The organism is Paenibacillus sp. FSL H7-0756 (genome assembly GCF_038006765.1).
Taxonomy (GTDB): domain Bacteria; phylum Bacillota; class Bacilli; order Paenibacillales; family Paenibacillaceae; genus Paenibacillus_AQ.
The window spans coordinates 2841116-2865698 of record NZ_JBBOVT010000001.1 but is presented as its reverse complement, the minus strand read 5'-3'; the positions used below and the strand labels follow the sequence as shown (position 1 = coordinate 2865698).

The window sequence follows — 24583 nt, the reverse complement described above, 5'->3', positions numbered from 1 at the left end:
TAAGTATAGAAAAGGCGCATTCAGTTGAATGCGCCTTTCTCTATTAATATTAGTGCCGAGGACGGGGGTCGAACCCGTACGGTGGTCACCCACCGCAGGATTTTAAGTCCTGTGCGTCTGCCTGTTCCGCCACCCCGGCATGTTGTGTGCGCGTTATACGCGACAAGAAATATAATATCATGTATCCGGGGGATACGCAATTCCTTTTTCCAAATTTTCTTCTGCATAAGCAGCAAATAGCCCGCTCAGCCGAGACTGACACGGGCTTTACTGCTTGGCGCTGCTGTTCCTTACTCGCAGAACTGCGGTGCCCTGCTCCGGCTAGTGGCGGTCGCGCTCGCCGGTTCTGCTGCGCATGCCTGCAAGGCCGAGGAGGCCGACCAGACCGAGCCAGCCCCAGTTGGAGCGGTTGCCGTTGTTGGTGGCTGTGGTGGTGGTGCTCTGTGCCCGGTAGCGGCCCGTTGTATTGTCGTTGGACAGCGGGGAGACGGAGCTGTTGTCGCCGGTACGGATTTTGTCCTTCATGATGGATTCGGTCTTATGCATGGAATCTCTGGTCTCGTTCATCATGGTATTGCCCCGGCTGTCCATCATCCGGTCATCCATATTGCGCATGTTCATGTTGCCCATCCGGCCGTCTGTTGTTGTGCTGTTCATGCCCGGAGCGGAGGTGCTCATAACGCCTGGAGTGGTTGTCATCATACCGCCAGGTGCTGCGGAGATGTCACTTGCTCCGAGCAGACTCATGGACAGGACCGTACCGCAGGCAAGACTTGTGATCAGCTTGTTCAAAATGTTGTGCCCCCTTCATGGATGTGGTTAATCGCTGATAATTTCCCCATCCGGGACAGCATCTATGCAGAGAAGTTATTCCTTCACAATGTTCACGGTCTTGCTGGACGCATTATACGTGACCTTGGCTCCAAGTGCTTCCGCAATCGCTCGTACAGGCGCATAGGTTACCGCCTCGTCCATGACGCCGGTCGTCAGCTTCTTACCGTTGAGCGTAATATTTACCGGGATATCCTTGTTCACCTCTGGCTCACCTCCGGTTATACGGCTTAGTGCGGCTGCACTCTGCTGGGCAGTAGGCCGTCTGCCTGCCTTCAGGTCCTGAATGCTAAGGCCGAAGCTCATCTGCAGATGAGCGTAATCCTTGAAGGAGGTCCAGTCCCCGCCCCATTCGAATCCCAGCTTCTTCCCCTCCTGCGCCACCTCTTGCCAGTCTGCCACCTTATCGCCATCCCCGTCACGATTCATATCCCAGGACACATTCCTGCCATCCGGCAGGAGCAGCGCAAAGTCTATTGCCAGTCCGTAATTATGGTAGCTGTCGCCTCCCCGGGCATTGGTTACTATGTCGCCCTTCTTGGTTCTCCCTTGAGCATATAGCTCATTCTGCTGCGCTATCGTGCGCATGCCCTGCGTAATGAGGATTGGCACCCCCCGGTTATAACTGCGTCTTATCAGCTCGTTCGCCCCGGCCAGTACGGCCGGATGCAGCTTCGTAAGCCTTGCGGCCGACTTCTGCTTGACCTGCTCCAAAGTAAGCATCTACTCACCCCCTGGTATAATAAATGCCCGCTTAGGCCAGGTTGCTTGCACCAATGACCGTTTTTTTCACAAAATAAGCTGTGCAGCGTCCTATCTCTCCGGATGAACTGTGCATCTACAGGCCAGAATAAGAAGATAGACCGTAAGTCAGGTCATTCAAACGAAAAGGGGGATGAACATGGAGATACACAGCGACAGCTACAGAATTGCCCCGCTTAGCGATCAGGAGGATGTGGTCGAAGTGATCCGCCAGGCGGAATCGGAGATTGCCCGGATGACCGGAAATCCGGAGGTCACGCTGATTGCCTATGAGAAGACGGACGGACACCGCAGCAAGTAAAATCTGTCAGACAATATAAGCCTCCACAATGTCATCTACCAGCAGCCACTTCCATTCCTCCGCCCACTGCAGCTTGAATTCACGCGAGTGGGTGTGGATGGAGGTCACGAATCCGCTCAGCTTCACCTGCTCCAGAGGACCATACAGCACCAGCGTTACCCGTACATGACTACGCAGCGATAAGGCCAGCGTATGCTCAATCTCCTCCAGCTTCTCCTCATCCAGCACCGGCCTCAGGCTATGCCAGGTCTCCCGCTGCTCTCTCCCTATTCGCCCGATCTGCTCCGGAAGCACCCTCCCGCTGTACTCACGTTGACGGTTTCCTTCAAGCTTCTTGCTCATTCGCCGTTCCTCCTCTTCTTCGCACAGAACATATGTTTGTATTATATCTGCGCTTCAGCAGGTTAGGCAAGCAGAAATATTTAGGTATACCCCCATAGCAAAAAGACGCCCACAGTCATGCTGTACAGCGTCTTCCTTTGAACCCCTTTGTGCATAACAAGTCTTGTCTCTGCTTATTTCACTGACGAAGTCCCTGCGCTTCCGGTACCCGGTTCCTGCTTGGCATCTGTGCCTGCATCTGACACAGTTCCTGGTACGGGTTGCTCCGTCTCAATTAGTCCGGCGGCTTCTCTGGCTTCATTCAGCTTGGAGATGCCATAGAGCATGGCTACGTCCGCCTGCTGATTCATCTCATTGAATTCCTCGGCGGTCACATCGGGCGATACTGCGCTCTTGGAAGCCTTCTCCTTAATCTGATAGGCACTCTTGAAAGCAATCACCGAATCTCTAAGCAGCTTCTCGATCGTATCCGGCAAGCCGCCCGCAATCTTGATATCGTTCACATGATCTGCAAGCTCGGAGGCGGTATCCTGGAAGCTGTCTACAGCCTTCTGGAATTCTTTGTCTGTCGCTTGTCCGGTGGAATAAGAGGTGAATGTGGTGTTGAAGTTCTCTAGCGAGGATTTGCCCATTTCGTCGAATTTCGACATTTCATTGTAAAAGTTCTGTACCGTCTCCTGCACCGCTTCCGGGGAAGCCGGTTCGGTGCTGTTATTGCCGCAGGCACTGAGGATCATGACGGCCATTAGCAGTCCTGTAAGTAAAGCTTGTCTCATAGTTAATATCCCTCCACTTAACAGAATAATATCGTTTTTTGTTAAGTGCAAATGAAATTAATGTAAAAGTCGGCGTAATGAAACATATGTCAGAAGTTAAGCGTATTCATAGGGAGAAATGGCGATCAATAACCATTTGATGACTGGCAATTCCTGTTATACTATAATGAATTTATCCGTTCAAGGAGAGGAAGATCTATCATGGCTTATTGCACAACATGTGGTGCGGAATACAAGCAAGGCGCCAAATTCTGCGGGGAATGCGGGGCAAGCACAGAAGAGGCCGGTTCTCCGGCAACAGCACGCCGTCCGGCGTCTGGCCATAGCTCCGGTCCCGAACAAGAATTATGGCAGGGCAAGCCTGCCGGCATCTCCGACCGTCTCAAGGGGCTGATCGGGCTGAATACCACCAAATATACGATTACGTCCCAGCGGATTATGGTGAAGAGCGGGCTGATCGGCAAGGATGTCGAAGAAATCGAGCTGCTGCGGGTCAATGATTTCTCCGTCACCCAGTCGGTTATGCAGCGTATGCTGGGCATCGGGACGCTGATCATTTTATCGGATGATGCTTCATCTCCACAGCTCCCCTTCTATAGAATCCGTAAGGTTCAGTCTGTTAAGGATATCCTGCGCCAAGCCGTCCGTGATGAGAAAATCGCCAACAACATCAGCTACCGCGAGCATATCTGACGCTTCGTTACACTCTGTTATGGAAGGTAGAGGGCTCCTGCCGGAATTACGCCTTTGGCCTGGCTGGGGCTCTCCCACATCAGTACCGCCCGCGCATCCCCCTGGTTCTCATAGTACTCCACCTTCAGCTCATGCAGCTTCCCCGCAATCAGACTCACAGTGCCTTGCCGCTCCTGCCCGCTCTGCTTGATCCAGCTGTCAATAATCAGCTTCCCGTCGATCCATATCCGGATTCCGTCATCTGAATACGAATAGATCGTGTAGGTCTCACTATAGGCAGCGCTTATCCGGCCGCTCCAGCGTACCGAGAACAGATCTGCGTGAACAGCCGGATCGGGCGCTGCCTGTCTCCAGGCGAAGTTAATATTGGCATCTGTCCGGGTGAGGGCAGGCGTGCCGGTAAGCGTAATATTGTTGTAATACTGCCCATAGAGGCCCGGTTTGGGGAGTACCCCTCCTGAAGAAGCATACGCCGCCGCTTTGGCCGAATAGTCGTCTCTGGAGAATACGGCACTATTTTTCATAAAAGCCTGAATCACTGCATCCTTATTGCGCTCGTACAGCATCTTGCCCCAGGTCATCTGGAAGCTCCATTTGTTCTGCGTGCCTGCCAGCACAGCTGGCGGTGGAAGCTCCCCGTTCTCACCGATGGCGATCAGCTTGCCGCGCCCCAGGTCCCAGAGCGTATCATGATGGATTGCCTTGTAATCCCCCTCGAAAATATCCGCCGCCAGCACATCCACTCTGCCGCTGCCCGGATAATACTTCGCCGGCTCCTCACTATTCTTGTTCTTGGCATTCGGACTCCACACCCACAGCAGATTGTGCAGCTGATGATAGACGGTATACCGCTCGAACATGATCTCCCAGAGGGTCACGAAGGAGGATTTCTGCCCCCACCAGAACCAGCCGCCGTTCATCTCATGGTATGGTCTCCAGAGGACGGGGACACCGGCATCATTCAGTTTTTTCAGGAAAACAGCTACCTTATCCAGCTCGGCAATCATCGCCGTATACTCGGGTGTTCCCGGTGTGATGTACTTGCTGAAATTAGCTTCGCTGAGGCTCATGGAGACATTCGTCCAGGCTGGTGCCGTACCCGGCAGGTTGGCATGATAGGTCATCGCTACGATGCCCCCGGCCTTGTGCCAGCGGATCGCACTGTCCGTTACGCCCTGACGCTGACTGCTGATGAGCTTCTCCGTCTGGCCGCTAATTGGCCCCATCTCATAGCCGTGCAGTCCGGCATAGGTACCCGCCGTATTCTTCAGCTTGTTGTTGATATCATCCGGACTCTCCAGGTAATCATGCTGGCCGCTGATCATTCCCTGGCCCTGCAGCCAGTACAGCGTCTCCAGCAGCTTCCGTGCGGGCGCCCCCAGCTCCGCGTCAGCGGGAGACATCTGTATTTTGCGAAAAGCCGCTTGCCACTGCACATCACCAATCAGCCGCGAGGCCGAATCCAGCAGGTCCCTGAGGTTGCGCTGTTCCACATTTTCCACCATCCTTTTCCTTGTGTTTGTACATATTATGACGAATTATGGAACTTCAGCACGGCTGCTGCACAGAATTCGGGCTGTCCCAATCGGTTATTCTTACGCTATACTATTCAGGGCACAGGCATTATACCCATACCCACATCCAAGGGAGCAGATATGAAAGCCAAAAAATCCATCATCAGTCTCATCATTATCGCCCTGCTCAGTCTGTCCGCCTACCTGCTGGAAGAAAACGGGCAATGGCTGCCGCAGACACCTTCCGGTCATTCTTCGGAGGTCGTGAAGCTGAAGTTCCCGGCAGACCGCTACCCGGAGACCGCGAGGCACATCCAGAAGGCCATCCGTAAGGGAGAATCAGCCATCTGCACGATCAACCGCAAGGATGCGGAGGAGAACCGCAAGGCGTCGCTGAAGGGAGTTCCCACGAAGAAAGGCTATGACCGGGACGAATGGCCGATGGCCATGTGTGAGGAAGGCGGAGCCGGGGCCCATATTGAGTACATAACCCCCAGTGATAACCGCGGAGCGGGAAGCTGGGTCGGCAATCAGCTGGAGACGTTCGCAGACGGTACGCGCGTAGAGTTTATTTTCAAGTAAGCCGGCATTGTGGGGGATGTTATTCAATTTCACTGCGATAAAGCGTAGAATGAAATGGGATAATATAACTTTGATGGAGAGCCGCATGTGTTCTATATCTGTTATCGGGGCAAACGGCTGTACGGCCCTATGTCCGAAGCTGAAGCCTTACAGGAATGGTTCGCGCTTGCAGGAACAATTAAGGAGCTCTATATCATTGAAACGGATGCAGCTACAGGCAGAATCAAACGCCAGATCGGGCCAACAGTCCGTAAAAATAACAGGAAAAAGAAATAGCCCTATCCGGCACAGGCCGGACAGGGCTACACTGGCTATAGGCTGTTCTAGAACAAGCAGGCTTTTGTGATGATAACCAGCAGGATGAACAGAACCAGAATTGCACCTGTCGAAGTCCAAGGGCTTACTACCGGAACGATTGGAGGTCCCTGATTCACTCCACCTACGTTATTTCCACAACCGCAACCATACTCTGCTCCCATGATTAATTCCTCCTCTTGAATATTGAATACAGCACAGAATATGTGGAATTCCGCTCCCTTGCATGGGCCAATTGGCAAAGAAATACCATTCACCTAACGGACAGGCGTCCAGTGGTCGATATAGAGTATGAAGCAATAGCTTCACAACATATGGAGGAGGAATGCCGGATGGATATTGCTGCATTATCCGTAGTGATGAGCCAGTCATCCTTACAGCAGGCCGCAGGGCTGCAGGTGATGAGCCTTGCCAAGGAGCAGGCGCAGAGCGGTGCCCAGGATATGATTCAGATGCTGAGTCAGGCCACGCACCCCACCTTGGGAAAAACACTTGATATTCGGGCGTAATTCCTTTATGCTTACATACACAGGAACACCAGTTCCATATTTCAGCCGGTGAAGAGTGCGCGCTGAACTGCTGCTTAGCCCTTACGGGCTTTTCTTTTGGCCAATAATACGAACATACGATCTTATATATGGGGTGATTGATTATGCAAGGCTATTATCAGATGACCGCATTGGAGAAATGGACAGAGGATCTATACCAGCGTATTGGTGTCCGCAAGCCGTCCGACATCTCCATTGATTACATAGCGAAGCGGCTTAATATCTGGGTGCACTATCTGGATGTCCGCAGTAAGGCGATTGAGGCTACAGCCGGAATGTACAGCATGTTCATCGACAACCGGCTCCCTCCCGAGCTGCAGCGGCTGGAATTCCTCCATGAGCTGTGTCATCTGCTGCGGCATGCCGGTAAGTCTACACTTATGCCCGGAGAGTTCACTCAGGCGCAGAGAGATGAATCCGACCGGTTCATCCTGTATGCCTCCATGCCCTATACCATGATCTCCGAGAAGACGCTGCCCGAACTTCGTGAGGATGCCGTTGCCGAGCTGGCTGTAGCATTCCAGGTGCCAATCCCCCTCGCGCTCCAGCGGATCGACCAGATCCAGAGACGGATTTTCCAGGGTCAATTAATGGCTGTTATGGAACGTAACGAAGACAGAAATATCATCCACAGACATATTCGCTAAGCGCTGCGGGGATAATACAGACTATAAATCAGAACACGAGATTCTACTGTAAAGGGGATCAAGATCAACGTGGAAGCCTTGAAAGTCATTCAATTATTGCTGACTCACCCTGAATACAGCGTGGATGCCGTTCATCCTGAAATTCCGGATTTTGTGGGTATCGAGACGATTGAAGTGGACCACGAGACCCAGACCTTCTCCATCCTGCTGCAGGAGCCTAAGGAATACGGCTGAGTGCTGAGCCTCCTGAGCGGATCACACCAGAGGCCCATTACAGGATGACAATTACATAGAACAGTCCTGCTAGCACGAAGCGGTACAGCGCGAACCACTCCAGGCGGAGCCGCTTGATCAGCTTGATGAACGTGACCACTGCAATCATGGCTACGAGGAAGGACGTCACGAACCCGATCAGCATCAGGGTCAGTGAATCTGAATTCAGCAGATCCCGGCTGTCATAGAGGTCCAGAAGGCTGGCTCCGAACATTACCGGTACTGAGATCAGGAAGGTGAAGTCCGCAGCGGCTTTCTGGCTGGTTCCCAGCAGGAGGCCCCCTGAGATCGTCGAGCCGGATCTGGAGAACCCGGGCCATAGCGCTAAGCACTGGAACAGCCCGATGCCAAAGGCTTGCGTATAGTTAAGACCGTCCACCGTCTCTGACGTAACGGTTCTCCTGCTGCGTGCAGCGAAGATCATCAACAGGCCACCGGCAATCAGACCAATCAGGACCGGCTTAGGGCCGAATAACTGGCTCTTGATCGTATCTTTGAAGAGCAGATACACCACCAGTGCCGGAACCATAGCCAGGATCATGTGGATGGCATTCAGTCCCTTGCTCTTGGAGAAATCCAACTTCAGCATATTCATCCCGATGTTCACATACTTTTTCCAATACAGCAGCAATACGGCCATTACCGCACCCAGCTGGATTACGATTTTGAAGGTAACCGCAGCCTCCCCCTCGAACTTCAGCAGATCCCCTGCCAGGATAAGGTGCCCGGTAGACGAGACCGGCAAGAATTCAGTCAACCCCTCAATAATCCCTAATAGTATTGCTTTGATAGCTTCAGTCACTGGTGAATAGCCCCTTTCGGAAGTAAATCAATATATTTCCAGTATAAGAGGCGCAGATAGAATTCCCCATCGAATGAGCTAACAATATGGGGGTTGATGTGACATAAGTGTCACGTGGGGCTGGAAGAATTCTGCGTTGTTAATTTGAAGCTGCATCCAGAAATATGCAACTTCATGCAATGGGCTTTCGTAAATGGAGAAAGGAGCTGGTAAAAATGGTTGTTATTTTCGCTGTTCTCTTCGTATTGATTGCAGTATTGAATATCTTCTTCCCGGCCATGGGCTGGCATATGCGTTACGGCTGGATGGTCAAAGGCGACTCCGGGCCCAGCGAGGCTTATCTTATGATGAGCAGAATCACCAGCGTGATCGTTCTTATTCTCTTTTTCTTGTTCTTTTTGCCTTCTATGTTTGGTTAATTCCCTAATAAGCATTAAAAATCAAATATTGAAATTTAGTCGAACACGCGGGCCACAAAATGGCCCGTTTTTCATTAGTAAAAACTTATATATAATTGCATTTTAATAATAATCCTTACAAAGTCCTAGGACATATTATTCAAATCCAATTAAAAATCAACAAACGACATTAACCTCCAATATATGACAAAAAATATCATTAAAAACCATACTTATTACTTATATACATATAAATCCATTTAATCTATTATTACTTATGTAACACACAAAATACTCATTTTGGAGGTTTGAAGTATGAAAAAGAAACTTTTGGTTGGCCTTTTAACCGTTACAGCTTGTTTCGCTTTAGGCTCCACCTCTTTTGCAGCAACTGCATCCATCCAGACTCCTGATCTTCCCGCAGTATCTACTCTAAACAAGGTTACTCCACAAGATGTGAGTGCCAAGGCTAGTTTTGAACAAATTATTGTTCACATGAATTCAGGATATTGGAAGTATCTCCCCGGATCACTTGAACTAATTTTTAATGATGGGGCTATTGTATTGTATGAAGATGGATGGGTTCAAGCTGTTCAATATGGAGCCTCAACTATATTTTCATATGATGAATTCGGAAACATAACTGCATATACTATTTTAGTAGATAGAAATTAAAACTAGCTCTTCTTTAAGGCAGAACGTACATAAGAAAAGGAGCCGCCGACGCTTCCCTATCGGCAACCCCTTTTCTTATTTTCTTTTAAAATCCTTATTCCAGTTTAAAGTTAATTTCTGAAGGCTAACGGGTCTGTGCCAACTTCTACCATTGGTCTCCCATTCCTTGACCGCTTGCAAATAAGGTTTGTAAAATCTCCAATCGCTTATATCCCACGAACAATAAATTTTTCGATAGAATTTACCATAAGGAATACCTCGGGAGTATCTTCGCACAGCCTTGCTTGCCTGTCATTTCGTCCAGGGATTTGCCTGATCTTTACTTACGGGTGTTTTCTTAACGCTTCTAGTCAACTCAGCTCTAACCTCCTTCAGGGAAGCTAGAGACCGTCCAGTAACTTCATTGTTTCACCCCTTGATCAAGTCATACACAGATTATATTTCATCTTCTTTAATTTTCACAAGGTAAGGTTTACGCAGCAAATTATATTTGTAAGCCATAAAATACGACTCCTTTTCCTTCAAAAAAAGCTTTTCTATTCTTCCAACCGCAGCAGTACCTCCGCTTACGAAAAAATAATAAAAAATACATATGATCAGAATAATCACTGTTAAATTAACGATTTTTCTCTGGTTCATAATTCCTCCTTAATTGGGATAATGGAAACCTAAAGATCAGCTTGAAAGCGAAACATGCTGATTCTATATTGTATAATTATAAAATAATGTATATGAAAGGTGAAATAATGAAGAACAGTACTAAATGGTTTGTTTACATATGTTGGTTCGGGGCTCTTGCTATTAATATTCGGTTGTTAATACGATCAATTTCAAACAATGAGCCTGCATTCTCTAATGTAGTAGGTGTAATTTTATTGGTAATTGCTATTATTAGCATACATTTCAGTGAGAAAGCTAAAGAACAAGAGAATGGAAGTAACAAGCTTTAAAAAAATTTTAAGAAGTTCATGAACATAGTTATTGAGCATTTGCAAAAGCTATAAAATAAACCCGCCTGGCTTAATGCCAGACGAGTTTATTGTTTGAAAGTGTTTGAGAACATATATAATAGGCCCTCTAAAAACACAAAAAATCATCCTAAGGCGCTTAATTAAATTTTTCAACTAACAATTTCTTAATTCCATCAAGTAAGGGTAATTTCTCACCTGAACCATTGAAACTAGGCAATGAATCCCGGATATCATCAATTTCCTCTTCGCTAATATCAACACAGCGGCCTTGAATCAATATCCTCCAAACCAAAGGATATTCATTTATAAGTTCTACATTAGGTTTTAGTCCTTGTCGATCTCTTAGTTCAACCATAAGTGAGTTCAAAGCAGTAGTTATATTTACTCTTTTCTCAACATGAACATCAAATGCTTTTTTTATTTTCTCCCCCCAATCATCCATTACACTCACCTCCCTTCGACATCACATTTCGACATCTAGAAGTATCTTCCTTCCGACCCTTCCTTCTGGAACAAAACCGTGCAATTCTTAACGCCTCTATAAACAGTCTTTGCACTACTCAATGTCTATATGTGCATCAGTCGTTCTTACGACTCTCAGATTAATAGTTTCAGGAGGGTACCATATCGTGCTTAATAATTTGAGTAATAATTAACCAAATAGATGATTCGAAGCCAAACAGTTCTATTATATGGATAAATGTACTTCGTTTGCAAATCTGTTAGCAAGGTTGGGAAACTACCCTGAACAAAGTAAAACCCCCTTGCTAGGCAAGGGGGTTAAGTGAAGTGGGCCCTACAGGACTCGAACCTGTGACCAATCGGTTATGAGCCGACCGCTCTAACCAACTGAGCTAAGGGCCCGGACTAGGATATCCGTATTATACGAGTGCTGTCCGGTGTAATAAGGTAATTGCGGGGGCAGGATTTGAACCTGCGGCCTTCGGGTTATGAGCCCGACGAGCTACCGGGCTGCTCCACCCCGCGTCAGTTAATAATTATTTAAACAGCGACAATAGATAATATACAATATAGCCATGCATTAAGTCAAGGATGATTTTGGATTTTCTGTCTAAGGCAGAAAACGCACACCATAACGGCCCTTGCGCGAACGGTATATTTCCACAAAACTCGGATCATGATAGCCATAGATCCAGCCGTCCTGCTCCAGTCTTTTGGCAAGGCAGCCCGCTTGAAATCTGGTCCTGAACAACTTGGCAAAATAGATCCAATTCATGATACCCTCTTCTCCTTCATCGCAATAATATATGTCCCGGTGCTATTTATCATGCCCAGTTTTGCAAGAAAATTAGAGGATAGCTTGGCGGAGAAGATGGCAATTTCTGCCCGTATGCTTAGGTTACTGGTTGAAGAATAACGCAGGCATGGAGCAGATTACAGGGGATATGGAGTATAACAAATGAGTTGAAAACAAGGTGGTGGGCAATGGAACGAATGTGATGAGAGTAGCGGTCACATTCTTCACTGGAGCAAGACATGATGAGATTGGTTAGTAACGCATGGATATTGGAGTATGCAGCTAATTAGGGGCTGTGGAGATAACAAGCAGTTGAGATGATTACAGTTGGATTTTGTACACTTGCTTGGGCGGAAATCGCCTCTTCAAAAGAAATAAGTGGATTTAGGTCATCTAGTTCACGCCGTATCTGCGTTATTGTCCATTTCGGGTCTCAACAAGTGTATTTTTTCCAACTAGAGCATCCAGAAGTGTGCTGAGCCATTGAATAGATGCTGTTTTTCCACTTCTTTTCCTGACTGTCCAAAAACTAATTATTAGCACAAAATAACCCCACAAAGTGCGACTTTAGCTTCGATGATGACTCAGGTACTTTGCGGGGACCCCAAAACATATTAATTCTAAAAAGCCCAGCCCCCCCGGTAAAGGAGGACAAGGCTTCTTCTACGCATTTTCTAAGCTTTACGTTTACGCTCTACGTTTACGCTTTACGTATTCTCAACATTCTCCACGCACCATCTTCCATCCTCAGGGTCCTCTACAGCCCTACACGCCGAAGGCGGCAGGGTCCTGGCGCCAGGATTGCAGCAGCGCTACATCGCTCTCTGCGATCTTGCCTTGGGCCAGCGCCACATTAATCAGCGTGCTGTAGTTGGACAAGCTCTGGAGCGGAAGCTCAGCAGCGGCGAAGGCCTCTACGGCGCGGTCCAGCTCGTAGCTGAAGATGGCCAGCACGGCCAGCGGGAGGCCGCCTGCTTCCTGTACGGCCTGTGCGGCCTTGATGGAACTGCCGCCGGTGGAGATCAGGTCCTCGATCACGACGACCTTCTGGCCGGGCGCGATCAGTCCTTCGATCTGGTTCTGCTTGCCGTGGCCTTTGGCCTTGTCCCGGATGTAAGCCATCGGGAGACCGAGCTTATCGGCCACCCAGGCCGCATGCGGGATACCGGCGGTTGCTGTCCCGGCAATCACCTCTGCGTCCGGGTAGCTGGTTCTGATCAGCTCTGCGAAGGCCTCCGCAATGTAATTGCGGACTGCCGGGAAGGCCATGGTCAGACGGTTGTCGCAATAGATCGGCGATTTGATGCCGGAGGTCCAGGTGAACGGCTCCTGCGGGCGCAGGGCTACGGCTCCGATCTCCAGCAGATGACTTGCGACCTGTTCACTTCGATTCTCTAATTTGCTCATGCTTGGCTCATCTCCTCAATAATAGATAGTGCTGCCGCACGCGGATCTGCCGCGGCTGTAATCGGCCGGCCCACTACCAGGTAGTGGCTGCCTTGGCGAATAGCCTGTCCGGGCGTCATGACCCGGGACTGATCGTCCAGTGACGCACCAGCGGGCCGGATGCCCGGGGTAACCGTGCGGAACTCGGTTCCGCACGCTTCAGCAATCACCACGGATTCCTGCGGGGATGCTACCACTCCATGCAAGCCTGCTTCCGCTGCCAGCTTGGCGTATCGCACCACTGCATCGGTCACTGTTCCGGCTATGCCGATTTCGCGGTTCATCACTTCCTGGCTAGTGCTGGTAAGCTGGGTTACTGCAATGATCAGCGGCATGTGCAGCGATGGCTTCAGGCTGACCGCCTGAGCCGCTCCTTCCACCGCAGCCGCCATCATGGCTGCGCCCCCGGCGGCATGTACGTTGAACATGTCCACGCCCAGCCCGGTTAGGCTCTCAGCACCACCCCGGACCGTGTTGGGGATATCGTGCATTTTGACATCAAGGAATACCGAATATCCGCGCTCCTTCAGCTCCCGGATGAAGTCAGGACCGGCCGCATAGAACAGCTGCATGCCCACCTTCATATAGCAAGGGATACCTTCGAGCTGTTCGATCAGCGCCCGCGCCTGGTCTGCATTCGGGTAATCCAGGGCAACCATCAGCCGTCCGGCCATTTCATTCCACTTCTCAATCTGTCCGACATTCTCGTGCCCGTGCTGCTGCTCTGCTGCTGTCCGTTCCATTCGCCAACCTTCTTTCTTAGTTATCGTATCCAGCACCTTCGATATTAAGGTCCCGGGCATAGGGGAACGGTCTGCGTTAACGCAAACCGTTCCTGTAGCAGCCTGTTACAGCTGCCTCACCCTCTATCTTATTGTCCGACAAAAGCAGGCATCGACTGGGACGAGAAGTTAATCGTCTGCAGCATTCTCAGCAGCGCCGTTACCGTATCGAGCGAGGTCATACATACGACACCGTTCTCTACCGCTTCACGGCGGATGCGGAATCCGTCACGCTCAGGCGTTTTGCCCTTGGTCAGTGTATTGAAGACGAAGTTCGCTTGACCGCCGCGGATCAGATCCAGAATAGTCGGCTCGCCCTCATCCAGCTTGTTAACGTTCATCACGTTCAGCCCCGCCTGCTCCAGCGCCGCTGCTGTACCGCCGGTAGCGATGATTTTGTAGCCCATGGCATGGAAGCCCTTCATCAGTTCAACCGCTTCAGCCTTGTCTTTGTCGGCTACGGTTACGATGATTGCTCCGGTAGCTGGAATCTTCATTCCTGCACCGATCAGGCCTTTGTAGAGCGCCTTGGCATACAGCTTGTCGCGGCCCATGACTTCACCGGTAGATTTCATCTCCGGTCCGAGCGTAGGCTCCACTCTGCGCAGCTTGGCAAAAGAGAACACCGGCACTTTTACCGACACATAATCGCTCTCCGGCCACAGACCTTCAGTGTACCCGTCTTCCTTCAGCTTGCCGCCCAGAATGATCTTGGTCGCCAGGTTCGCCATCGGAATACCGGTTACCTTGCTAAGGAACGGAACCGTACGCGAGGAGCGCGGGTTGACCTCAATCACATACACTTCATTCTGATAAATGACGAACTGGATGTTCACTAGACCGATGGTCTTGAGCTCCTTGGCAATCTTGATGGTGATCTCAGCAATCTTCTGCTTCAGACCTTCATCCAGATATTGCGGCGGGTAGACTGCGATGGAGTCGCCGGAGTGAACCCCTGCGCGTTCCACATGCTCCATGATGCCCGGAATGACAACTGTCTCTCCGTCACAGATGGCATCCACTTCCACTTCCTTGCCCAGCATATAGCGGTCGATCAGCACCGGATGCTCCGGATTTACTTTTACCGCTTCAACCATGTAGCTCAGCAGCTCGGTGTCGTTGTAGACAATCTCCATAGCACGTCCGCCCAGGACATACGATGGACGAACCAGCACCGGATAACCAAGCGATTGCGCGGTTTCGACGGCTTCATCAATGTTGATTACGGTCTTGCCTTTAGGTTGTGCGATATCCAGACGGGCCAGCAGCGCTTCGAACTTCTTGCGGTTCTCAGCTTCATCGATGCTCGCCAGGCTGGTACCCAGAATATTCACACCCGCAGCAGCAAGCGGTGCAGCCAGGTTAATCGCGGTCTGTCCGCCGAATTGTACGATGACTCCGATCGGATTCTCCTGGGCAATCACGTTCATGACATCCTCGAAGAACAGCGGCTCAAAGTACAGACGGTCCGAGGTATTGAAATCCGTCGAGACGGTCTCTGGATTATTATTGATAATTACAGCTTCATAGCCGGCCTTCTGAATCGCCCACACCGCATGCACTGTGGAGTAGTCAAATTCAATCCCCTGGCCGATACGGATCGGGCCGGAGCCGAGGACAATGACCTTCTGCTTGTCGGAATGAATGACCTCATTCTCCGTCTCATAGGTCGAGTAGTAATATGGTGTAGTGGCCTCAAATTCAGCGGCGCAGGTATCGACCATTTTGAATACCGGAACCAGACCCTGCTGCAGACGCAGCACACGTACCTCTGACTCCTTGGTGAATGCTCCGCCTGGACGGCCTTCGGCACGGATCTCGGCAATTGCCCGGTCTGTGAATCCCTTGCGCTTGGCCTGATACAGCGTCTCAGCAGACAAGGTCTCTTCGGCACGGATCTCTTCCTCGAAGCTCACAAGCCCCTCGATCTTGGAGAGGAACCACCAGTCCACATTCGTAATATCCTGAATCTCCTGCAGCTCATAGCCCCGGCGGAAGGCTTCCGCGATCAGGAACAGGCGCTCATCATCCGGCTTGGCAAGTCTATAGCGCAGCACACTCTCTTCAAGCAGCTCCGCTCCCGGCAGACGGAAACGGTGGACACCGATCTCCAGCGACCGGATCGCCTTGTGAATCGACTCTTCAAAAGTCCGGCCAATCGCCATGACCTCTCCGGTCGCCTTCATCTGCGTTCCCAGCTTGCGGTTCGCCGAGATGAATTTGTCGAACGGCCAGCGCGGGATCTTGCTGACGATATAGTCCAGCGTAGGCTCGAAGCAAGCATACGTCTGGCCGGTTACCGGGTTGACGATTTCATCCAGCGTATAGCCGAGGGCAATCTTGGCCGCCATTTTGGCAATCGGATAACCGGTCGCCTTCGATGCCAGCGCCGAGGAGCGGCTGACACGCGGATTCACTTCAATAACGTAATATTGGTAGCTCTGCGGGTCCAGGGCGAACTGTACGTTACAGCCGCCTTCAATATTCAGCGCGCGGATAATCTTCAGGGAAGCGCTGCGCAGCATCTGATATTCACGGTCGGACAGCGTCTGGCTCGGCGCCACAACGATACTGTCGCCCGTATGTACGCCAACCGGATCAAAGTTCTCCATGTTGCAGACTACAATACAGTTGTCATTCGCATCGCGCATAACCTCATATTCGACTTCCTTCATGCCGGCGATACTCTTCTCGACCAGACATTGGCCGATCGGGCTGTAACGGATACCCGCCTTAACGGTCTCGCGCAGCTCTTCTTCGTTGTCGCAGATCCCGCCGCCGGTTCCGCCCAGCGTGTAGGCCGGACGAACGATCAGCGGATAGCCGATTCCTGCGGCGAAGCCAAGCGCTTCTTCCACACTCGTAATAATCGCACTCTCCGGCACAGGCTGTTCCAGCTCGCGCATCAGCTCGCGGAACAAATCGCGGTCTTCTGCTTTCTCGATGGATTCGAGCTGTGTGCCCAGCAGCTTCACTTTCTCTTGCTCCAGGACACCGGCACGGGCCAGCTCTACGGCCATGTTCAGGCCGGTCTGTCCGCCGAGTGTAGGCAGCAGCCCGTCCGGGCGCTCCTGACGGATAATGCCGGTTACGAAATCAAGTGTAATTGGTTCAATGTATACTTTGTCAGCCATATTGGTATCAGTCATAATCGTTGCCGGGTTGCTGTTGATCAGCACGACCTCGACGCCCTCTTCCTTAAGGGCTTGGCAGGCCTGTGTGCCTGCATAGTCGAATTCGGCAGCTTGACCAATAACGATCGGACCGGAGCCGATAACCAGAATTTTTTTGAGTTTGTTGTTCTTAGGCATGTTATAGAGCTCCTTTCACGGCTTCAAGCTGGGGTGCGGATGATTTCGGTGCCGTGATTCTGGCATTCGCCGCAAGCTGTGCCTGGCGCGATCCGGCCGGCCGCTGCGCCTTGTGGTCTGCGATCAGCTGCAGGAAACGGTCGAACAGATAACTGCTGTCATGCGGTCCCGGCGCCGCTTCCGGATGGTACTGCACCGAAAAAGCGGGGTAGCGGGTATGCTTCAGTCCTTCAACGGTCTTGTCATTGTTATTGATATGGGTAACTTCCAGGTCTGTGCTGGCAATCGATTCCTCGTTCACGGTGTAGCCATGGTTCTGGGAGGTGATGAAGCAGCGTCCGCTCTCCAGCTCCTTCACCGGATGGTTCCCGCCGCGATGGCCGAACTTAAGCTTCTCTGTATCAGCGCCGCAGGCCAGTGCGAACAGCTGGTGTCCCAGGCAGATGCCGAAGATCGGGTATTCGCCGAGCAGCTCGGAGATGGTCTGTACCGCATAAGGTACATCCTTCGGGTCCCCAGGGCCGTTCGAGAGCTGAATGCCATCCGGGTTCAAGCGGCGGATCTCGTCTGCAGTGACATCATGAGGCACAACCACCACATCACAGCCGCGGTTGTTCAGTTCACGCAGGATACCTGTCTTCGCGCCGTAATCGACCAGCACGATGCGTTCTTTGGTGCCCGGGCTGCTGTAGGCTGCTGTCGTAGAGGTACGGGCCACCTGATTGCGCAGCTCCTCAATAGTAGTGTCACCCATCATCTCCATTAATTCTTCCACACGCTTGTTAGAAGTGGTGAGGATCGCCTTCATGGTGCCGTAGTGGCGGATAATCCGGGTAAGCATACGGGTATCAATCTCGCTGATGCCGGGAATATCATATTCCTTCAGCAGATCGTCTACACTGTATTCAGCACGCCAGTTGCTGGGTACGGATTCGTGGCGCCGCACAACAAAGCCGTGTACAAAAGGGCGCACGGACTCGAAATCATCACGGGTAATGCCGTAATTCCCGATCAGCGGATACGTCATGGTGACGATCTGGCCGCAGTACGAAGGGTCCGATAGTACCTCCTGATAGCCTGTAATTCCTGTGTTAAAAACAACCTCGCCCGTTTTCTCGCCTTCCGCGCCAAATGCGGTGCCTGTAAACAGTGTTCCGTCCTGAAGCAGCAATCTCGCCTGCATGCCTTCCACTCCTTCTTGTTTCTGTAGTCTGATTCTTATGTCACAGCCATGCAGCCGGGCTGCATGGGCTACTGCTTACTTCTGTTAAGCCTCACTCCATACGGCTCTGCCGTCTACCCAGGTCTTCACCGGCCAGCCCTTAAGCTTCCATCCGGTAAAAGGTGTATTGCGGCCCTTGCTCGCAAACGTTGCAGGGTCTACTTCCTTCTCTTCATTCAAATCAATCAGGGTCAGATCGGCAGGCGCCCCTACTGCAAGGCTGCCTGTATTCAGTCTGAACACCCGGGCCGGATCAGCGGTCATCCGCTGCACCAGCAGGGACAGATCCCATTTGCCTGTGGCCACAAAAGTGGTATACAGCAGCGGGAAGGCCGTCTCAAAGCCGGTGATGCCAAACGGTGCAAGCTGCATGCCCTTGGCTTTCTCTTCTTCGCTGTGCGGGGCATGGTCGGTCACGATGATATCCAGCGTGCCGTCCAGCAGCCCTTCGATGCAGGCTTCCACGTCGCGGCGGGAGCGCAGCGGCGGGTTCATTTTCCAATTGGCGTCCATGCCAGGAATATCTTCCTCCGAGAGCAGCAGATGATGCGGGCACACCTCGGCGGTTACCTTAATGCCGATTTGCTTCGCCTGGCGGATCAGCCGGACCGATTGCTCAGTGCTGACATGGCACACATGATAGTGGACACCCGTTGCTTCAGACAGCAGAATGTCACGGCCTACATGAATGGCTTCCGACTCATTCGGAATTCCCTTCAGGCCATGCTTGTCGGCAAAAGTGCCTTCGGCTACCGGCGCTCCTTCCACCAGCGAGTTATCCTCACAGTGGGCAATCACCGGCATATCCAGTTCCTTCGCCAGCTTCATCGCATCCTTCATCATCTGCGCACTCTGCACGCCTACGCCGTCATCGGTGAAGCCGATCGCTCCCGCTTCCTTCAGTGCCGCAAAATCCGTCAGCTCGCGTCCCAGCTCATTCTTGGTAATGGCCGCGTAAGGCAGCACCTTCACAAGCCCCGCTTCGCGTGCCTTATCCTTCACCAGCTGTACGATCTCTGCACTGTCAGTTACCGGGCGTGTGTTCGGCATGCAGGCAATCGTGGTGAATCCGCCCTTGGCCGCCGAGCGCGCCCCCGTCTCAATGGTTTCCTTATGCTCGAAGCCCGGCTCACGCAGGTGCACATGCATATCGATCAGTCCCGGTATCAGCAGCTTGCCTTCCGCTTCAACGGTCTCTCCGGCTTCTTCTACCGCCTCGGCGGCATCCTGAATCTTCGAGATAACTCCGTCCTGCACAACAATATGCTTGCGCTCCAGCACGCCTTCTTCGTTCAGTACACTGGCATTTTTGATGATCACGGTTATGATTCTCCTTTGTGCCTTCCGGCCGCAGCCGTAAGCTCTGTAGTTATTATATAATAAAAATTCATCTTTGTGTATATTTATTAATGCTCTTATGTGAGGTTTTTTTGGTTGCCGTTCTGCTACTGCAAAGCCCGCTCCATGACCGCCATCCGTACCGGCACTCCGTTCGCCATCTGCGGGAAAATCCGGGACTGGCTGCTCTCCACTACCGCATCGTCGATCTCCACATTGCGGTTCACCGGTGCCGGATGCATGATAATCGTTGCCGGGTCCAGCCTGGAAGCCCGTTCCTCGGTCAGTCCGAAGTGCTCCCTGTACTGCTCAGCCGATAAAATAATGCCTGAAGCATGCCGCTCCAGTTGCACTCTCAGCATCATGACCACATCCGCTTTCAGCGCTTCTTCCATAGACACGTATGGAGCGTAGGCCGCAAGCTCAGGAGCCTGCATATTCACAGGGGCGCAGAACTGCACGCTTGCCCCCATTTTGGTGAGTGCCCAGAGGTTGGACCGTGCTACCCGGCTGTGCATAATATCCCCGATAATCGAGACCTTCAGGCCCTTCAGTCCGCCAAAATGCTTGCGCATCGTGTACAGGTCCAGCAGCGCCTGCGTCGGATGCTCGTTGTTGCCGTCCCCGGCATTGATCAGCGGAACGCCTACCTTCTCGGCAAGCTGCTGCAGCACCCCGGCAGGCTTCAGCCGGACGACTCCGGCATCGATACCCATTGACTCCAGTGTGCGCACTGTATCGTAGATGGACTCGCCCTTCTCCACACTGGAGGCCGCAGCCGTGAAGTTCAGTACTTGTACACCCAGACGTTTCTCAGCCATTTCGAAGGAAAAGCGGGTTCTGGTACTATTCTCGAAGAACATATTGGCAACAAAATGTGCTCTCAGCACCGGCGTGAGCTTCTCACTCTGATGATCCCAGTAAGCTGTTCTGTCTAACAGCTGGTTAATCTCCGACTCCGCCAGCTCCTTCATCCCCAGCAGACTGCGTTCCTTCACTTTGGTTGCCGTCATCATTGTTATCGTTCCTCCCGGTTTGAAATAATGTACACTTCGTCCTTGCCGTCATACTCGCTCAGGGACACTTCAATCTGCTCATGCCTGGAGGTGGGTACGTTCTTGCCGATATAGTCGGGGCGGATCGGCAGCTCCCGGTGGCCGCGGTCAGCCAGTACAGCCAGCTGGATCATCCGGGGCCTTCCGCAATCCATCAGTGCATCCATTGCCGCGCGGATCGTTCTTCCGGTGTACAGTACATCGTCGAACAGGATTACTTTCTTATCCCGGGTGCCGCTGGTGCCCGGAGGCAGGATCAGATTGCTGTTCACAACCGCCTTGTCCATCGCTTCCCGGTTGTCCCCGCCGCCTTCGCGGTCATCGCGGTAATGAGTAATGTCCAGCTCCCCGTAAGGGATGTCCACGCCCTCAATTTCCTTAATGCGCTCCGCGATCCGCTGAGCCAGGTAGATCCCCCGGGTCCGGATGCCGACCAGCAGGCAATTCTCGATACCCTTGTTTTTCTCCAAAATCTCATGTGCAATGCGTGACAGTGCCCGGCGAATCGCCGTTTCGTCCATAATGACATTTTTTCCAGTAACCATGCTCTTTGCCATCCTCCTGCTTGATCGCCTGTTCAAGTTCCCCGGATAAACTAAAAAACTCCTTGCCCAAAGCAGGCAAGGAGTGAAATCCGCAGATTCAAAAAGATGGCGTGTCCGCGCGCATAAAGAGGCACTCCGTACTCATACGGATTCCTGCTTTCTTACGCGAACCTCGATTCACGTTACCTTGCCAGCCTCACGGGACTGAATTAAAGGCGCTATTCAACTATAGGGAATTATGACAGATGGACGGGGGGATGTCAAATTTTCTTCACAGGACGGTTTAGGGGAGGGCGCAGCTGCGGTGATTTTGGACTTTCGGCCGCTGTTGTCCCCAGATTGATTTGAATTAACCGCTTAGCGGATTAAATCCGGAGACAAAGGCGAACGCTGCCGCTCTTCTACAGTTCCAAAATCTCCTCCGCCGCTTCCACCTAAACGGTGCAAGAGATTTGACATCCCCCCTTGGGGGAGAGGCAGGCAGAGGGGGGCACTATGGCGCTGCGCTGATCGTGCGGATTACACAACTGCGGAATGCAGAAATTGCACTAATGGCACAAGACAACGCATCAGCGGCAATATGCCGGCTCATTTAAAAAAAGTAACCGCCACAATCAAACTTAGGAACAACACGGGGATACCGTAGACAATCATGTATCCTATATATTTCACGGGTACGGGAAGGCTGGTGAGATCCACTCGCCGTAAAGGCCCCCCGCCTTCGATCAGCTGCTGAGGCAGCAATTGTTCATCAATATAACCGGCACTGTCTTCAGCAATATCAGCTTTCTTATATGTTTCAGCATGTGTGGGTGTTGTGTTCATCTTCTCTCTCCTAATGGAAATGTAATGTCGTACGAAATCCAATAGCCTAAGAGTCTGATTATTAGCCCTCATAATTATACCATTTTTTTACATGAGCGATCTACCCTGATTTCGTTCCAGCCCCTGCTCTGTTATGATAAAACTGGAATGGAACTGGAGGCGAATACAATCATGAACATGGAGCTTATTACTATAGAAGAGTGGGATGAAGCGTGGTGGGGGCGGATGGAGCGGATCTACCATGAGGCTTTTCCGAGCGGGGCTAAGACCAAGGGAATTCTGCGCAGTATGCTGAACCGGGGGATTGGTTACTTACATGCGGGGGTGCATCAGGGGACGGTTGTTGCGATGGCTGTTACCGGTGTAGTGGGGCAAGCTGCGGACAAGATCCTGATTATTGATTACTTGGCAGTAGATAAGCTATTGCGCGGGGAGGGTACGGGGACCTGGATGCTGGAGCAGATCAAAGCTTGGGCGGTGCAGGAACATGGCATCCGGGGAGTCATCATCGAAGCGGAATCGGGGCCTACGGCGTCGCACAAGGAACGTATTCATTTCTGGGAGCGGAACGGGTTCGTCTTGACCTCCTATGTGCATCAATATCGAATGGTACCGGAGCCTTATCAGGCGATGATACTGCCACTGGGTGGATCAGGGAATGTGCCGGATGATGGTGAAGCGCTGTTTCGGTACATTAATGCTTTCCATCGGGTGGCTTACCGGAAAGGGTAGGCTGCACTGATGCTTTACTAATGCTCTGATGTTACACATTATGCAGGAATTCTTCCGCTCCTGTGTGCTGCCGGGCCAATTGTTGCAGTTTTTGCAGGATTCATGCCAGATATTAATCATCACCGAATGGATTGTTGCAAAAAGTGCAGGATATGTGTGTTCGAGCTTGGTTTGAGCGGTGCGAGGCTGCATTTTGTGCAACAATTCGAGCCGGGCTGAGCGGGAGTCCGCTATGTAGATAGACGCGCACCACAAAAAAGCCGCCGCAGATTTCTCCGCAGCGGCTTCTTCGTTATCTACATTTTAGAATTCAAATTCAACGTCGCTCAGACGTCTTTGGATTTCGGAGATGACACGCTTCTCCTCTTCCTCGCCCTTGGCGACGAAGGTGACGGAGAAACGCACGAACGCGCCGGCATCATCCCAAGGCACGGTGGAGATGAGCTTCTCGCGGATCAGGAACTGTGAGAAATCCTCGCCGGATTCGAAGCGGCGTCCGCCCTTGACGCCTTTTGGCGCAGCTACATAGAGGAAGAAGGAGCCCTTCGGCTTCTCGGCCTTGAAGCCCAGGCTGTTCAGCGCATCCACCAGCATGTTGTGGCGGCGGGAGTATTTGGCGGCAATCGCTTCGGTAATCTCAGGATGAGAGAGACCGAACGCGGCAGCTTTTTGAATCGCGATGAACTGGCCGGAATCATTGTTGTCCTTCACATCACTGAACGCCTTCACGATCAGCGGGTTGCCGGCCACGAAGCCGATTCTCCAACCGGTCATGTTGTAGGACTTGGACAGGGAGTGCAGCTCCACGCCGACATCCTTGGCACCAGGTACGGACAGGAAGCTCAGCGGCTTCACGCCGTCATACGTCAATGCAGCATAAGGAGCGTCATGGATGACGACTACATCATATTTTTTGGCCCAGGCTACCACTTCAGTGAAGAACTCAGGTGTGGCACTTGCACCCGTAGGGTTGTTCGGATAGTTGAGGTAGAGCAGCTTCGCCTTGCGGGCAACCTCTTCAGGAATGGAGTTCAGGTCAGGCAGGAAGTTGTTCTCCTTCTTCAGCTCCACGGAGTAGACTTGTCCTCCCAGATACTTGGTATGGGTGCCCAGCACCGGATAGCCCGGAATGGTCATGATCGTGATATCGCCCGGATTAATGAATACGGATGGTAGCATAGCCAGCGCAGGCTTCGAGCCGATGGAATGCACGATTTCCGTTACAGGGTCAATTCCGTCCACCTGAAAAACTTCCTTAAGGTACACAGCCGCTGCGTCCTTGAATTCAGGAATACCGTTATCGGAGTAGCCGCGGTTCTCTTCCTTGGCCGCTTCCAGCGCAAGTCTGGACACGATGCCTTCATCTGCCATTTCGTCCGGCTCGCCGACGCCCATGTCGATCAGTTCAATGTTCGGAAAATCCTGCTTCGCCGAGGCTTTGGCGCGTTTGATTTTCTCGAATTTGTAGATGGAGGTGTCCTTGCCGTATCCTTCGCCGCCGATGCGGTCTGCAAAATTCGTCTGAATGAATGTAGCCTGATATTGTTCAATACTCATAATCTTCTACTCATCTCCTGGGCCTATGTTGTGAATCTATGCTCTAAATATGACGCAAATCCGGCCGCTGTACCATGGATTT

The 24583-nt window shown here is 51.7% G+C and carries 29 protein-coding genes and 3 tRNA genes; 10 read left to right on the top strand and 22 right to left on the bottom strand.

Translation table 11 applies throughout. The features are described from left to right. Window positions 1-53 precede the first annotated feature (53 nt). The 3 genes from NST04_RS12695 to NST04_RS12685 form a co-directional block, all read right to left on the bottom strand. Window positions 54-139: transfer RNA gene (locus NST04_RS12695), tRNA-Leu, on the bottom strand. A gap of 182 nt (window positions 140-321) precedes the next feature. Next, entirely contained in the window at window positions 322-792 is a 471-nt protein-coding gene (locus NST04_RS12690; protein WP_341184512.1) for a WGxxGxxG family protein, read from the bottom strand. A 75-nt stretch (window positions 793-867) separates the two neighbouring features. Beyond that, window positions 868-1554 (bottom strand): M15 family metallopeptidase, encoded by a 687-nt coding sequence (locus NST04_RS12685; protein WP_341184511.1) that lies wholly within the window; start codon window positions 1552-1554, stop codon window positions 868-870. A 178-nt stretch (window positions 1555-1732) separates the two neighbouring features. Between NST04_RS12685 and NST04_RS12680 the strand changes: the two genes are divergently transcribed. Further along, window positions 1733-1894, top strand: coding sequence for a hypothetical protein (locus tag NST04_RS12680; RefSeq protein WP_200869526.1), 162 nt, complete (start codon window positions 1733-1735; stop codon window positions 1892-1894). Between the two features lie 6 nt (window positions 1895-1900). Here NST04_RS12680 and NST04_RS12675 read toward each other — a convergent pair whose 3' ends face one another. Together NST04_RS12675 and NST04_RS12670 are read right to left on the bottom strand one after the other, a co-directional pair. Beyond that, window positions 1901-2236, bottom strand: coding sequence for a YolD-like family protein (locus NST04_RS12675; protein ID WP_341184510.1), 336 nt, complete (start codon window positions 2234-2236; stop codon window positions 1901-1903). Between the two features lie 173 nt (window positions 2237-2409). Then, window positions 2410-3012: a hypothetical protein gene (locus NST04_RS12670; RefSeq protein WP_341184509.1), complete on the bottom strand. Its 603-nt coding sequence runs from the start codon at window positions 3010-3012 to the stop codon at window positions 2410-2412. A gap of 201 nt (window positions 3013-3213) precedes the next feature. Here NST04_RS12670 and NST04_RS12665 point away from each other — a divergent pair, with 201 nt between their 5' ends. Beyond that, entirely contained in the window at window positions 3214-3705 is a 492-nt protein-coding gene (locus NST04_RS12665) for a PH domain-containing protein (RefSeq protein ID WP_341184508.1), read from the top strand. A 17-nt stretch (window positions 3706-3722) separates the two neighbouring features. On the opposite strand, the gene NST04_RS12660 is transcribed toward NST04_RS12665, so the two are convergent. Next, window positions 3723-5198, bottom strand: a complete 1476-nt coding sequence (locus NST04_RS12660; protein WP_341184507.1) for a glycosyl hydrolase — start codon at window positions 5196-5198, stop codon at window positions 3723-3725. A gap of 162 nt (window positions 5199-5360) precedes the next feature. Here NST04_RS12660 and NST04_RS12655 point away from each other — a divergent pair, with 162 nt between their 5' ends. Then, window positions 5361-5801 (top strand): NucA/NucB deoxyribonuclease domain-containing protein, encoded by a 441-nt coding sequence (locus NST04_RS12655; RefSeq protein WP_341184506.1) that lies wholly within the window; start codon window positions 5361-5363, stop codon window positions 5799-5801. A gap of 87 nt (window positions 5802-5888) precedes the next feature. After that, complete coding sequence (locus tag NST04_RS12650; RefSeq protein WP_341184505.1) at window positions 5889-6077, top strand: hypothetical protein; 189 nt, start codon at window positions 5889-5891, stop codon at window positions 6075-6077. Between the two features lie 47 nt (window positions 6078-6124). Here the strand turns inward: NST04_RS12650 and NST04_RS12645 are convergent, their stop codons facing one another. Further along, window positions 6125-6280, bottom strand: a complete 156-nt coding sequence (locus NST04_RS12645; protein ID WP_155991357.1) for a hypothetical protein — start codon at window positions 6278-6280, stop codon at window positions 6125-6127. Between the two features lie 168 nt (window positions 6281-6448). Here NST04_RS12645 and NST04_RS12640 point away from each other — a divergent pair, with 168 nt between their 5' ends. From NST04_RS12640 to NST04_RS12630, 3 genes are all read left to right on the top strand, one after another. After that, window positions 6449-6625: a YjfB family protein gene (locus NST04_RS12640; RefSeq protein ID WP_341184504.1), complete on the top strand. Its 177-nt coding sequence runs from the start codon at window positions 6449-6451 to the stop codon at window positions 6623-6625. Window positions 6626-6786: 161 nt separating this feature from the next. Continuing rightward, window positions 6787-7311: an ImmA/IrrE family metallo-endopeptidase gene (locus NST04_RS12635; RefSeq protein ID WP_341184503.1), complete on the top strand. Its 525-nt coding sequence runs from the start codon at window positions 6787-6789 to the stop codon at window positions 7309-7311. Between the two features lie 69 nt (window positions 7312-7380). Continuing rightward, window positions 7381-7545, top strand: coding sequence for a hypothetical protein (locus NST04_RS12630; RefSeq protein WP_341184502.1), 165 nt, complete (start codon window positions 7381-7383; stop codon window positions 7543-7545). A 37-nt stretch (window positions 7546-7582) separates the two neighbouring features. On the opposite strand, the gene NST04_RS12625 is transcribed toward NST04_RS12630, so the two are convergent. Beyond that, complete coding sequence (locus NST04_RS12625) at window positions 7583-8386, bottom strand: undecaprenyl-diphosphate phosphatase (protein WP_341184501.1); 804 nt, start codon at window positions 8384-8386, stop codon at window positions 7583-7585. Window positions 8387-8550: 164 nt separating this feature from the next. Here NST04_RS12625 and NST04_RS12620 point away from each other — a divergent pair, with 164 nt between their 5' ends. Both NST04_RS12620 and NST04_RS12615 read left to right on the top strand, forming a co-directional pair. After that, window positions 8551-8805: a DUF6199 family natural product biosynthesis protein gene (locus NST04_RS12620; protein WP_341184500.1), complete on the top strand. Its 255-nt coding sequence runs from the start codon at window positions 8551-8553 to the stop codon at window positions 8803-8805. 294 nt (window positions 8806-9099) lie between these two features. After that, the gene (locus NST04_RS12615) at window positions 9100-9459 is read left to right on the top strand and encodes a hypothetical protein (RefSeq protein WP_341150642.1); all 360 of its coding nucleotides are present in this window, start codon (window positions 9100-9102) and stop codon (window positions 9457-9459) included. Between the two features lie 435 nt (window positions 9460-9894). Here the strand turns inward: NST04_RS12615 and NST04_RS12610 are convergent, their stop codons facing one another. The 13 genes from NST04_RS12610 to NST04_RS12550 form a co-directional block, all read right to left on the bottom strand. Further along, window positions 9895-10098 carry a hypothetical protein gene (locus NST04_RS12610; protein WP_341184499.1) on the bottom strand — a complete coding sequence of 68 codons (204 nt, stop codon included), beginning with the start codon at window positions 10096-10098 and terminating at the stop codon, window positions 9895-9897. Window positions 10099-10566: 468 nt separating this feature from the next. Then, window positions 10567-10872, bottom strand: coding sequence for a hypothetical protein (locus NST04_RS12605; RefSeq protein ID WP_341184498.1), 306 nt, complete (start codon window positions 10870-10872; stop codon window positions 10567-10569). A gap of 348 nt (window positions 10873-11220) precedes the next feature. After that, window positions 11221-11294: transfer RNA gene (locus NST04_RS12600), tRNA-Ile, on the bottom strand. 49 nt (window positions 11295-11343) lie between these two features. Continuing rightward, a tRNA-Met gene (locus NST04_RS12595) sits at window positions 11344-11417 on the bottom strand. Between the two features lie 85 nt (window positions 11418-11502). Further along, the gene (locus tag NST04_RS12590; protein WP_167347621.1) at window positions 11503-11667 is read right to left on the bottom strand and encodes a hypothetical protein; all 165 of its coding nucleotides are present in this window, start codon (window positions 11665-11667) and stop codon (window positions 11503-11505) included. A gap of 786 nt (window positions 11668-12453) precedes the next feature. Next, window positions 12454-13095, bottom strand: a complete 642-nt coding sequence (gene pyrE / locus NST04_RS12585; protein WP_341184497.1) for an orotate phosphoribosyltransferase — start codon at window positions 13093-13095, stop codon at window positions 12454-12456. Continuing rightward, window positions 13092-13877, bottom strand: coding sequence for an orotidine-5'-phosphate decarboxylase (pyrF, locus tag NST04_RS12580; RefSeq protein ID WP_445667886.1), 786 nt, complete (start codon window positions 13875-13877; stop codon window positions 13092-13094). The genes pyrE and pyrF overlap by 4 nt, the downstream gene beginning before the upstream one ends. Window positions 13878-14005: 128 nt before the next feature. After that, complete coding sequence (gene carB / locus NST04_RS12575) at window positions 14006-17227, bottom strand: carbamoyl-phosphate synthase large subunit (RefSeq protein ID WP_341184496.1); 3222 nt, start codon at window positions 17225-17227, stop codon at window positions 14006-14008. A 1-nt stretch (window position 17228) separates the two neighbouring features. After that, the gene (gene carA / locus NST04_RS12570) at window positions 17229-18410 is read right to left on the bottom strand and encodes a glutamine-hydrolyzing carbamoyl-phosphate synthase small subunit (RefSeq protein WP_340752336.1); all 1182 of its coding nucleotides are present in this window, start codon (window positions 18408-18410) and stop codon (window positions 17229-17231) included. 84 nt (window positions 18411-18494) lie between these two features. After that, window positions 18495-19775: a dihydroorotase gene (locus NST04_RS12565; RefSeq protein ID WP_341185234.1), complete on the bottom strand. Its 1281-nt coding sequence runs from the start codon at window positions 19773-19775 to the stop codon at window positions 18495-18497. 119 nt (window positions 19776-19894) lie between these two features. Continuing rightward, complete coding sequence (locus NST04_RS12560; protein ID WP_341184495.1) at window positions 19895-20803, bottom strand: aspartate carbamoyltransferase catalytic subunit; 909 nt, start codon at window positions 20801-20803, stop codon at window positions 19895-19897. A gap of 2 nt (window positions 20804-20805) precedes the next feature. After that, on the bottom strand, window positions 20806-21387 hold the full coding sequence (gene pyrR, locus NST04_RS12555) for a bifunctional pyr operon transcriptional regulator/uracil phosphoribosyltransferase PyrR (RefSeq protein ID WP_341185233.1): 582 nt from the start codon (window positions 21385-21387) through the stop codon (window positions 20806-20808). Window positions 21388-21975: 588 nt separating this feature from the next. After that, window positions 21976-22212, bottom strand: coding sequence for a hypothetical protein (locus NST04_RS12550; RefSeq protein ID WP_341184494.1), 237 nt, complete (start codon window positions 22210-22212; stop codon window positions 21976-21978). A 171-nt stretch (window positions 22213-22383) separates the two neighbouring features. On the opposite strand from NST04_RS12550, the gene NST04_RS12545 reads away from it, so the two are divergent. Then, window positions 22384-22944 (top strand): GNAT family N-acetyltransferase, encoded by a 561-nt coding sequence (locus tag NST04_RS12545; protein WP_341184493.1) that lies wholly within the window; start codon window positions 22384-22386, stop codon window positions 22942-22944. A gap of 303 nt (window positions 22945-23247) precedes the next feature. On the opposite strand, the gene NST04_RS12540 is transcribed toward NST04_RS12545, so the two are convergent. After that, window positions 23248-24501, bottom strand: coding sequence for an LL-diaminopimelate aminotransferase (locus tag NST04_RS12540; RefSeq protein ID WP_341184492.1), 1254 nt, complete (start codon window positions 24499-24501; stop codon window positions 23248-23250). Between the last annotated feature and the right edge of the window lie 82 nt (window positions 24502-24583).

Bases quoted from the DNA above. Each gene is read 5' to 3' on its own strand.
- NST04_RS12685 (WP_341184511.1), bottom strand. From the start codon at position 1,554: ATGCTTACTTTGGAGCAGGTCAAGCAGAAGTCGGCCGCAAGGCTTACG.
- NST04_RS12680 (WP_200869526.1), top strand. From the start codon at position 1,733: ATGGAGATACACAGCGACAGCTACAGAATTGCCCCGCTTAGCGATCAG.
- NST04_RS12675 (WP_341184510.1), bottom strand. From the start codon at position 2,236: ATGAGCAAGAAGCTTGAAGGAAACCGTCAACGTGAGTACAGCGGGAGG.
- NST04_RS12670 (WP_341184509.1), bottom strand. From the start codon at position 3,012: ATGAGACAAGCTTTACTTACAGGACTGCTAATGGCCGTCATGATCCTC.
- NST04_RS12665 (WP_341184508.1), top strand. From the start codon at position 3,214: ATGGCTTATTGCACAACATGTGGTGCGGAATACAAGCAAGGCGCCAAA.
- NST04_RS12655 (WP_341184506.1), top strand. From the start codon at position 5,361: ATGAAAGCCAAAAAATCCATCATCAGTCTCATCATTATCGCCCTGCTC.
- NST04_RS12645 (WP_155991357.1), bottom strand. From the start codon at position 6,280: ATGGGAGCAGAGTATGGTTGCGGTTGTGGAAATAACGTAGGTGGAGTG.
- NST04_RS12640 (WP_341184504.1), top strand. From the start codon at position 6,449: ATGGATATTGCTGCATTATCCGTAGTGATGAGCCAGTCATCCTTACAG.
- NST04_RS12635 (WP_341184503.1), top strand. From the start codon at position 6,787: ATGACCGCATTGGAGAAATGGACAGAGGATCTATACCAGCGTATTGGT.
- NST04_RS12620 (WP_341184500.1), top strand. From the start codon at position 8,551: ATGCAACTTCATGCAATGGGCTTTCGTAAATGGAGAAAGGAGCTGGTA.
- NST04_RS12615 (WP_341150642.1), top strand. From the start codon at position 9,100: ATGAAAAAGAAACTTTTGGTTGGCCTTTTAACCGTTACAGCTTGTTTC.
- NST04_RS12610 (WP_341184499.1), bottom strand. From the start codon at position 10,098: ATGAACCAGAGAAAAATCGTTAATTTAACAGTGATTATTCTGATCATA.
- NST04_RS12605 (WP_341184498.1), bottom strand. From the start codon at position 10,872: ATGGATGATTGGGGGGAGAAAATAAAAAAAGCATTTGATGTTCATGTT.
- NST04_RS12590 (WP_167347621.1), bottom strand. From the start codon at position 11,667: ATGAATTGGATCTATTTTGCCAAGTTGTTCAGGACCAGATTTCAAGCG.
- pyrE (WP_341184497.1), bottom strand. From the start codon at position 13,095: ATGAGCAAATTAGAGAATCGAAGTGAACAGGTCGCAAGTCATCTGCTG.
- pyrF (WP_445667886.1), bottom strand. From the start codon at position 13,877: ATGGAACGGACAGCAGCAGAGCAGCAGCACGGGCACGAGAATGTCGGA.
- carB (WP_341184496.1), bottom strand. From the start codon at position 17,227: ATGCCTAAGAACAACAAACTCAAAAAAATTCTGGTTATCGGCTCCGGT.
- carA (WP_340752336.1), bottom strand. From the start codon at position 18,410: ATGCAGGCGAGATTGCTGCTTCAGGACGGAACACTGTTTACAGGCACC.
- NST04_RS12560 (WP_341184495.1), bottom strand. From the start codon at position 20,803: ATGATGACGGCAACCAAAGTGAAGGAACGCAGTCTGCTGGGGATGAAG.
- pyrR (WP_341185233.1), bottom strand. From the start codon at position 21,387: ATGGTTACTGGAAAAAATGTCATTATGGACGAAACGGCGATTCGCCGG.
- NST04_RS12550 (WP_341184494.1), bottom strand. From the start codon at position 22,212: ATGAACACAACACCCACACATGCTGAAACATATAAGAAAGCTGATATT.
- NST04_RS12545 (WP_341184493.1), top strand. From the start codon at position 22,384: ATGAACATGGAGCTTATTACTATAGAAGAGTGGGATGAAGCGTGGTGG.
- NST04_RS12540 (WP_341184492.1), bottom strand. From the start codon at position 24,501: ATGAGTATTGAACAATATCAGGCTACATTCATTCAGACGAATTTTGCA.